Below are 10000 nucleotides of genomic sequence, written 5' to 3'. Positions count from 1 at the left end.
TTATCAGCAGTTTTCTATGGCGCTGGCTGTATCTATTCTACTGTCGGGTTTTTTGGCCTTGAGCTTAACACCAGCGCTTTGTGCCAGTTTGTTAAAACCAGTAGATGGTGCTATGCACCTGAACAAATCAGGTTTTTTTGGCTGGTTTAACAGGTATTTCGCCGAACTGACTTCTGGTTATAGCAAGGTTAACCAGCGCCTGATCCAGCGGGCTGGTCGCTCTATGCTGCTTTATAGCCTGTTAATTGTTGTCTTAGTTTACGCTTATCGCACAGTGCCTGAGTCTTTTGTGCCTGAAGAAGATCAAGGCTCACTGATGGTGGATGTTCAGCTTCCGGCAGGCGCAACCTTTGGCCGCACCGAAAAGGCTGTAGCTCAGGTCGAAGACTATTTAAGCAGCCGTGACAGCATGAAGTGGGTGACCTCAGTGATGGGCTTTAGTTTCTCTGGAACCGGAGAAAATGCCGCAATTTTGTTTCCTGATTTGAAAGACTGGTCAGAGCGCACTGAAGAGCAGTCTGTTGTCGCTGAAACTGAGCTGCTCAATGCCCATTTTGCTGACTTTAAGCAGGCTACTGTGATGGCTATGGCGCCTCCAGCAATAGAGGGATTAGGCAGTTCGGGCGGTTTTTCCTTGCGTCTGCTGGACAGAACCGGAGTAGGTCGCGAACAAATGCAGTTGGCTTTGGATACAGTGTTAAGCAAAGCCAATCAGTCGCCTGCTATTGCCTATGCCATGATGGAAGGATTGCAGGATGCTCCTACATTGCAACTTGCTGTGGACAGAGCCAAAGCGGATGCTATGGGTGTGTCCTTTCATGCGATCAGTGATGCGGTATCAACAGCTTTTGGCTCAGCCATGCTAAACGATTTTAATAATCAAGGCAGGCTGCAAAGAGTGGTGGTTCAAGCGCAGAGTGAGCAACGTATGACTCCACAGAGTCTGCTGCAACTGCATGTGCCATCCCGTAATGGCAATCAGGTCCCTGTCAGCTCTTTCGCCAGCCTGGAGTGGACAAATACACCTGTGCAACTGTCCCGTTACAATGGCTATCCGTCATTTAGCATTTCCGGAGATGCCAAGCCAGGTGCCAGCAGCGGTCAGGCCATGAAGGAAATGGAACAAATCATCTCGGCCTTGCCTCAAGGCGTAGGTTATGAGTGGACTGGCTTGTCTTATCAGGAGAAATTGTCAGGCTCTCAGGTCTCGCTTTTGATCAGTCTGTCGATTCTGGTGGTGTTTTTAGTGTTGGTGGCTTTGTATGAAAGCTGGTCTATTCCACTTTCAGTGCTGCTGATAGTACCGGTTGGGGCGCTTGGTTCAGTGCTGGCTGTGGCTGTGCTGGAACTGACTAACACTGTGTATTTCAAAGTGGGGCTTATTACTATTATTGGACTGTCTGCGAAAAACGCTATTCTGATCATAGAGTTTGCCAAAGAGCTGCATCATCAGGGGGCATCTTATGCGCAAGCCGTGTTGCAAGCGGCTCGCATGAGATTCAGGCCCATAGTAATGACGTCTGTTGCTTTTATGCTTGGCGTACTGCCTCTTACTGTGGCCACAGGTCCGGGCGCGGCTAGTCAGCAAGCATTAGGTACCAGTGTGATGGGGGGGATGCTCAGCGCCACTTTGTTGGGTGTTGTGTTAGTGCCGGTGTTTTATATGTGGGTAATGTCCTTTTCAAGAAGACAAGTCTGAGTTAGCTGGCTAAACGTCAGGAGCAAAAGTTGCAGCAACCAATAGTTGTCAGAACCTTTGCTCCACTTTGAGTTGAATTTCCCAGGAGCTTACCGCTGTGGCGGGTCCCACAGGTTTAGACAAATCAAGATGGATCACATGGTTGTTGCTGGAACGTGACGAATAAAATCTGGCGCCAAGGCCTACTGCACCCAACCAGTGTTCAGCTTCATTTGGCTGTAACATATCAGCGTCAGAACGCAAAGCGGCTAAAGAGGGCGCTGGGTACTGAATATCTCCACCACTGGCTCGTCCGGCATCGACAAAAGCAACAAAACCAAGATCCAGTAACTGATAGAGATTGATTTGTGGGTACCAACGTAGCTCAGCCGTGCTCAACCAGCGTCTGGTGCCCAGTTGATATTGCACAGGATAACCTCTGAGCCCGGTTTCTCCACCTAAATCCAGTGGCTGATCCAAAAAGTTACGGCTACGCCAGTCGTATTGTAACTTACTATAAAAAGTAAATTGGTCACTCAAACGGTAAAAATCTTCTGCTTTGGCCGCTACAACAACCTGATCACCGGTCTCTATACCCAGCATTGCATCCAATTGCACAGTGAATAAAGTCAGATGAGCGGCATCACCAAAGCCTTTTTCTGACAGCAAGTGCAGTTGGTAACCCAACGACTGGTCTTCTGCAAGATCTGAACTTTGTAGTCCAAGTCTGACTTGGTGGTGCCAACCCAAATTTATGTCTTCACTGTGATTAATCAGATACACATCGGATAACACCTGATAGTTATGCTCTTTGTAATCGAGACCCAACCAAGGGTATTGATAGCGCCTGTCTCTGGGCAGGGCTAAGGCTGGCTGCAACGGATCTTCATTAAATAGCCATTGATTAGAGCTAAAACCAGCAAGTAGCCTCAAGCTAGTTCGCGCGCGATAATCCAGCAACCAACCCGCTTGCAGGTCAATTGCTTTTTGTCTGGTGATAAACAGATTTTCCAACTTTGCATTGTGGTAAATCTGTTCCAGCCGTTCGTCACTGAGCCATGCCAGTTTGTACATGCGTTCAGTAGTGTCCTGATAAAAGGGCTTATCCAGTTGTAGGGCTGTTTTTCGACCATCGTTGTTTTCAGTCCATTCCACATCGGCATAGCTATGATCCAACTCTGGGTAGCCTAACAAGGACAGAGGAGTGGAAACTTTGAATTCATAGCCCTGACGCAGATAATCCGATTGGTATTTTACCGAGGTCCGTACTCCGTAGCCGAGAAAGTTATCTTCTTTAAAACCAAGGGAGTATTTGTTTTTTCCGCTGGTTCGTCCAAGTCCAAAATTGGGTAACAAGCTCCAGTTATCCCAACTTTCCACTTTCACTGTTCTGCTGCCGTCAACCTGGCAGGGGGGCACTACAGTAACACGAGCATCGCGTAAATATGATTTTTCACGCAGTAAGCGCTCGGCCTCTGCCAGATCATCGCTTGTGACTTTATCTCCTTCTTTGATACTAAGTTCTTTGCGAAGAGCTGAAGCCTGGCTATTAATATGCAACCAGTTGGCAAAACGGTGCAGCCAGATCGTATCCGCCGAACTTTCGTCAAAAATTGAGTTGGTTTGCAGTTCAATTTTGTTGATCACAAAAGCTGTATCTATCACATCGGTTTTTGCTAAGTTGCCGTTATGCCGCGGTTTTGCCGGACTTTTCACCATCTCACATAAATGTTCCAGCGTAACTTGTTGGGCTTGCAGCGAACTACTGCAAGCCAAAGCAAGTAGCAGCAGAGGCAAAGCGGTGGATCTATTCATAACAACTCCGGTAGCTAAAGCCAGGTTTGGTCAAGCTTGAATTAGCAAGGATGGAATATGTCCATCGCTGGTTGATAAACCGTTGTTTTTACCTGAAACATGCCGAGCAAACTGTGGAATAAGTTATCGTGGCTGAAACTTTGATCTTGTCTGGCGGCCAGGCAGCTGCTGGTCAATTGTTGTGAGTCGGCATAGCTGCCAGACATCCACCACAACATGGGCACCCTGGTTTGAGCCTTAGGAGCCATCCAATAAGGTAAACCATGCAGATAAATGCCGTTTTCGCCCAGAGATTCGCCATGATCCGACAGATACAATAAAGCGGTCTGGTTTTGCGGTTGGTTGTTTAATCTGTTGATCACACCAGCTAACAGGCTATCTGTGGCCACTATGCTGTTGTCATAAGCATTTACTACTTCTGTGGTTTGACACAGTTGCAGTTGTTTGTCCGTACATTCAGGCAGGAAAGCTTTATCTTTCTCAGCACTACGTTTGAAGTATTCCGGGCCATGACTGCCAAGCTGGTGCAATACAATAAGCCGGTCTGTTGTCAGCGGTTTTTGTAGCTGTTGCTCCAAAGCCAGTAGTAACACCTCGTCCAGACACTGTCCCTCATCGCATAATGGATTTTGCTGCTGCGTGAATAACAACTCTGTGTCTACACGCTGACACACCCCTTTGCAGCCTGAATTGTTATCCAGCCAACTGACCTCTATACCAGCCAGGCTTAATATATCCAGCACATTACTGCTGTTTTTCGCTATGGCTTCGTCGTAGTTTTGCCTGCCCATATTGGAAAACATGCAGGGCACAGAGTGTGCAGTTGCAGTGCCACAAGAGCTGACGTTACTGAAACTGGTAACAGATAATTGACTGAGTTTTGGGTTAGTGGCACGCGCATAGCCATTGAGCTGAAAATGATCGGCTCGGGCGGTTTCTCCCAATACTAAGACGATAAGACGGGGTTTGGCAGTTCTGGCGGATAATGGCTGCACCGCATCTTCACCCAGTCGAATAAAGTCTTCAGGGAATTGCTTTTTTATCTCTTGTCGGGTGAAAGATATCGCAGCAGATACCGGGCTAAAGGGCAGAGCTAAATGCTTCACTTCTCTGTGGTTACGAAAAAAGGGCGCTAAGTCTGAATAACCTGAAGCAACCAGACTAAACAAACTCAACACCACTAAAGTTAAAGCAACAAGCCAGTGGAGTAAAAACTGCTTATTTGATAAGACCCGTACTTTAATCAATCCAATACAAAGTAAAGGAAACAACATCAGACCAAGAACCTGCCATACCATGCCAACAGTTAGTACAGATCGGGCTTCAGCAGTGTCTGTCTCAATGGCGTTCTGCAACATTTCTTTATCGATGACTATGCCAAAACTATCTATAAAATAATAACTTAGGGCGCCTATGGCGAAGAATGTCAGCAGCATAGGTTTTTGCAGGCGGCGAAAACTAAAAAGCACCAGCAACAGTAGATTCAATAGAAATAATATGGCCATCAGGTTTAACTGCAGACCGTATTGTCCGGGCACCTTGGCCTGGACTGCTGCCAGAAAGGGGCCATTTAGCAATAGAGTCATGCCCAGAGCTGAGACTAACGCAAACCAGAAAGGGTGCCATAAGCGTGATCCTGCTGAGCTGATAGCAGAAAGACGAACTTTGGAAGGGGATAAAATAGCCTCAAACATCGGAAGACTCCATAGTAGAAAATGAAGGGCAAAGCGTTTCGCATGGTATGTGCTGCAGCGAAGCCGTCTTTGTTCTGAATTGGTAGTGCAACAGCGTCGCTATCAGCCAGCAGATAGCGGCGGTTGCTATATCATGAGAAATAAAATGTGCGCCCCGTAGCTGTTGGACTAAGCCCAACAGTAAGCCAGCCATGGCTCCTATGGTCAGTCCAAGCCAGGCCTGTTGGGGTTTTACTTCGCGCCAGTAATAAAACAAGGAAAGCCATGCAAAACCTATGCTTGCATGTCCCGCAGGAAAGCACTGCGTAGCCACCAGGCCGACAGGCCTGGTGCTGAACAAGCCCCAAAATGCGCTGTGCCCACCAAATTGCTGTAAGTCCCATGGGCATTCCATTGGCAGCAAACGCTTAAGTAATGCCACTGAAATAAAACTAAGCAACAGACTGAGCAGCAAAATGCCAAGCGCCCGTTGTTTATAGCTTCTGTCTTTGCGGACATAGCGCCGCCAGAGCCAATAGCTCAGCAAACTCACCAGCAAGACTTCATTGAAGGTCCGGACATGGCGATGCAATAAAGTTTCTGTGAGCCAATGATGTTGTAGCAGCCAGCTATTTCCCTGCATCTGATACAAGGTTGAGGCCAAAGCAAAATCAAATTCAGTGCCATAAGCCAGGCTAAAAAGCACTATGGCAACAGCAAGGGGGCCTATCAGATAGCGGGTTAAGTGAAATTCTGATCCTTTGCTTATCACAAGCCAGACCTTCGATGGATGACGTCAATGTTCGCTAGACTGAGCGCCAAAGCTTAAGACAGTCTTAAGCCAGATGAAATAGTTGGAATTAGTGGGGTTTTGGCTGTAACTATTTGAAGTATATAGATATATATACTTTCAGTGTTTACTGAAGTTTATGTTTTTCCTTTTCAGACCAGATGCATCAGTCGCACTACTGAATACGATAGACAGTGGGGAAGCCACTTAAGTTTTTCTTAAGCTTTCACTTATAAGCTGGCCTTCATCTGGTTGTTAAGGCTTGCTCATGTTTGCGAAAAAAATGATAAAAACACCGCTGCTTTCTTCTTTATTTTGTCTTGGTCCCTACCGTTATCTGATCCGTACCGCGGCACTGGGTTTGGTACTGCTTAGTCTTTGCCGGATAGGCCTCGTGATCTGGCTTTATGATCGGGTAGCGCAAACAGATTTGTTGTGGCAAGTGTTATTGCAAGGGGTCAGGGCCGACATTATTGTGGTTGGTCTGTTATTGCTATTGCCTGTACTGCTGGTGCCTTTGGCTTCGGTGCGTGGCTTAGGCAAACTGTGGTTTAACTTCAGTTACTACTGGTGTCTGACTGCTTTAGTGTTTCTGGTGTTTATGGAGCTGGCAACACCAGCCTTTCTTTTACAATACGATGTCCGACCAAACCGGCTTTTTGTTGAATATCTGAAATATCCAAAAGAAGTTTTGTCCACGTTGTGGTTTGGATTTCGGATACCTGTGGTTACCGGTATTTTGGCGACGCTGGCACTGAGCTGGCTGATGCGGCGAATATTCCGTGCCGGTAATTGTAGTCTGAGTCGTTGGTCTATTGCTAAAACTGTTGGACTGTGGGGACTGGCGTTACTACTGTTGTTTGCAGGCATTCGTTCCACCACGGAACACAGACCAGCCAATCCGGCTTTGTTTGCTATTACCTCGGATGCCATGGTGAACTCCTTGGTAATAAGTTCTGCTTATTCAGTGCTTTATGCCATTTACAACCTGAAACATGAAGCGCGCTCCAGTTCAGTGTACGGCACTATGCCTAATGACCAGATGTTGCACAGCAGTCTGAATTGGCCCTGGCTAAAATCTTATCAGTTTAACAATCCGCAATATCCAACAGCCCATTGGCAACAGGCTGTTGTTAAACGTGAGAAACCACTGAATCTGGTGATAGTGCTGCAGGAAAGTTTAGGAGCTACCTTTGTTCAATCATTGGGAGGTTTGGCGGTTACACCTGAGCTTGAGAAGTTAAAACAACAAGGCATTTGGTTTGACCAACTTTATGCCACTGGCACCCGTTCGGTGCGTGGTATTGAAGCTGTAGTGGCAGGTTTTCCGCCTACCCCGGCGCAAAGCACAGTGAAGTTATCGAACAGTCAGCAGCATTTCACCACGTTAGCGTCGGTGCTGAAATCTGTGGGCTATCACACTCAGTTTATTTATGGCGGTGAAGCGCATTTTGACAATATGCGCAGTTTTTTTACTGGCAATGGAGTTGAGCAAATTGTTGATCAAAGTCAAATGAAAAATGTTGCTTTTACAGGAAGCTGGGGGGCCAGTGATGAGGATGTATTTAATGCAGCACATCAGCAGCTCACAGTTTTACATCAGCAGAAGAAGCCATTTTTCAGCCTGATTTTCACCTCCAGTAACCATGAACCCTTTGAGTTTCCAGATGGTCGCATCGAATTGCATGAAGAGCCGAAAAATAGGGTCAATAACGCGGTGAAATATGCAGACTGGGCTATGGGGCAATTTTTCAACAAGGCCAAACAAAGCGCTTATTGGCAGGATACCTTATTTTTAATAGTGGCCGACCACGACAACAGAGTGTATGGCGATAATCTGATCCCGGTGGAGAAATTTCATATCCCTGGACTTATTCTGGGCGCTGATACCAAGCCTGAACAACTCACTACTCTGGCCAGTCAAATTGATTTAGCACCAACTTTGCTCTCTATGATGGGCATATCCAGTTGCCATACCATGACGGGGCGGGATTTTATGCTGGACAAAACCAGTCCAGGCCGGGCTTTATTGCAGTTTGATAACTACTTTGCTCTGGTGCAACAAAAGCCGGAGGCTCAGGACCTGGTGATCCTCAAACCTGATGGCCATAGCGTCGCTGGTCACTATCAGCCACAGAATCAACAACTGACGCTTAGTGATCAAGCCGTCTCACCATCTGCTCAGCAACAGGCTTTAGCTTTGGTGCAATTACCGTCCTACTTATACCGAGAACAGAAAAACTCAAGCGAGGCGACTTGCTTATAGCAGGTCATCGCAGCTGCATTGCATTTTGTGCAGCGATTTAATCCTGGCTTGTGTGCCAATGGTTGATTTTTCTTGCCCGCAGAGTAGTCTGGACTCTTCTTGAGTCAGAAGGATATAAAGTGAGCCGCAAATTAATTATCAACCTGGCCACAGCTGATCTAAAGGCGGCCACTGACTTTTACCTGAAGTTGGGCTTTGGATTTCATCCGCTGTTTAGCAGTGACGGCGCCAGTTGTATTGTGCTGTGTGACCACTTATATCTGATGCTTCTGACACAGGAGAAGTTTTCTGCTTTTAGCCCAAAGCCCTTGGTAGATAGTCAGCAGCAAACCCAGGTACTGAATTGCTTAACTTGCCAAAGCAAAGCTGAAGTGGAGCAACTGGTACACAAGGCCTTACAAGCAGGAGGAAAAACCTATAACCAGGCACAGGAGCATCCTTTTATGTATGCCCGGGGATTTCAGGATTTAGATGGTCATGTCTGGGAACTGCTCTATATGGAAATGCTGCAGGCTACTGTTTGAAACTCGCTTCTTCTGCTGACTTGAGTATATAATCCGTCGGTATTTTATATCTCCGAACTGACGCCTTTGTTGTCGGTGCATTTAGATAAGGATTTGAATTTTATGGCGGACGTTGAACATCGGCCCACTAACTTTATTCGTCAGATCATCGATGCTGATCTGGCTTCCGGTAAACACAGCACTACTGTGACCCGTTTCCCGCCAGAGCCAAATGGTTATCTGCACATTGGTCATGCCAAGTCGATTTGCCTTAACTTTGGTATAGCTCAGGATTATCAGGGCCAGTGTAACTTACGTTTTGATGACACTAACCCTGAAAAAGAAGACATCGACTTTGTTAATTCCATTCAGCAGGACGTGCAGTGGTTAGGCTTCAATTGGTCTGGCAAGGTACGTTATTCGTCAGATTATTTTGATACCTTGTATGGTTATGCCGTTGAACTGATTAACAAAGGTTTGGCTTACGTTTGTTTTTTAAATGCAGAACAAATGCGTGAATACCGTGGCAACTTAACTCAGCCAGGTAAAAACAGCCCAACCCGTGACACTTCACCTGCAGAAAACCTGGCCTTGTTTGAAAAAATGCGTGCTGGCGGTTTTAAAGAAGGCGAATGTTCACTGCGCGCTAAAATAGATATGAGCTCGGCTTTTATCTGTATGCGCGACCCGGTGATTTACCGCGTCAAGTTTGCCCATCACCACCAGACGGGTGATAAGTGGTGCATTTACCCAATGTACGATTTCACCCACTGTATTTCGGATGCGTTGGAAGGCATTACGCATTCGCTATGTACGCTGGAATTCCAGGACAACCGTCGTTTATACGACTGGATTTTGGATAACATCACTATTGCCTGTCATCCACAGCAAATCGAATTCTCTCGTCTGAACCTCGAGTATCAGGTGATGAGTAAACGTAAGTTGCATACACTGGTCGAAGGTGGTCATGTCTCTGGTTGGGACGACCCACGTATGCCTACTATCGCGGGTTTACGCCGCCGTGGTTTTACGCCAGCTTCATTGCGTGAGTTCGCTAAACGTATTGGTGTCACCAAGCAAGACAATATGATTGAAATCAGTGCTTTGGATTCCTGTATCCGTGAAGATCTGGATGCCAATGCACCACGTGCTATGGCGGTGATCGACCCGTTAAAAGTAACGATCAGCAATTACCCGGCCGATCAACTGGAATGGTTAGAAGTCCATAACCATCCAAAAGAAGAAAGCATGGGTAGCCGGAAAGTACCATTTGGC

General features: G+C 46.8%; 7 protein-coding genes. 4 read left to right on the top strand and 3 right to left on the bottom strand.

The window, feature by feature from the left end; all coding sequences use genetic code 11:
• On the top strand, window positions 1-1699 hold a 1699-nt coding region (locus LDL40_RS07235; RefSeq protein ID WP_300994562.1), incomplete at its 5' end, for an efflux RND transporter permease subunit.
• A 48-nt stretch (window positions 1700-1747) separates the two neighbouring features.
• Here the strand turns inward: LDL40_RS07235 and LDL40_RS07230 are convergent.
• Genes LDL40_RS07230 through LDL40_RS07220 form a run of 3 tightly spaced genes read right to left on the bottom strand, consistent with a single transcriptional unit; the run spans window position 1748 to window position 5938 of the window.
• Window positions 1748-3493, bottom strand: coding sequence for a hypothetical protein (locus LDL40_RS07230; RefSeq protein WP_300994561.1), 1746 nt, complete (start codon window positions 3491-3493; stop codon window positions 1748-1750).
• Between the two features lie 41 nt (window positions 3494-3534).
• Window positions 3535-5187: a phosphoethanolamine transferase gene (locus LDL40_RS07225; protein WP_300994559.1), complete on the bottom strand. Its 1653-nt coding sequence runs from the start codon at window positions 5185-5187 to the stop codon at window positions 3535-3537.
• Window positions 5180-5938, bottom strand: coding sequence for a phosphatase PAP2 family protein (locus tag LDL40_RS07220; RefSeq protein WP_300994557.1), 759 nt, complete (start codon window positions 5936-5938; stop codon window positions 5180-5182). The genes LDL40_RS07225 and LDL40_RS07220 overlap by 8 nt, the downstream gene beginning before the upstream one ends.
• Before the next feature lie 286 nt (window positions 5939-6224).
• On the opposite strand from LDL40_RS07220, the gene LDL40_RS07215 reads away from it, so the two are divergent.
• The 3 genes from LDL40_RS07215 to glnS form a co-directional block, all read left to right on the top strand.
• Window positions 6225-8222 carry an LTA synthase family protein gene (locus LDL40_RS07215; RefSeq protein ID WP_300994556.1) on the top strand — a complete coding sequence of 666 codons (1998 nt, stop codon included), beginning with the start codon at window positions 6225-6227 and terminating at the stop codon, window positions 8220-8222.
• 119 nt (window positions 8223-8341) lie between these two features.
• Entirely contained in the window at window positions 8342-8746 is a 405-nt protein-coding gene (locus tag LDL40_RS07210) for a VOC family protein (RefSeq protein WP_300994555.1), read from the top strand.
• A gap of 102 nt (window positions 8747-8848) precedes the next feature.
• Window positions 8849-10000: glutamine--tRNA ligase (glnS, locus tag LDL40_RS07205; protein ID WP_300994554.1), on the top strand; the 1152-nt coding region annotated here is incomplete at its 3' end.

The organism is Rheinheimera sp., from assembly GCF_020217005.1.
Classification (GTDB): Bacteria; Pseudomonadota; Gammaproteobacteria; order Enterobacterales; family Alteromonadaceae; genus Pararheinheimera.
This window is presented reverse-complemented; position numbering and strand designations above follow the sequence as displayed.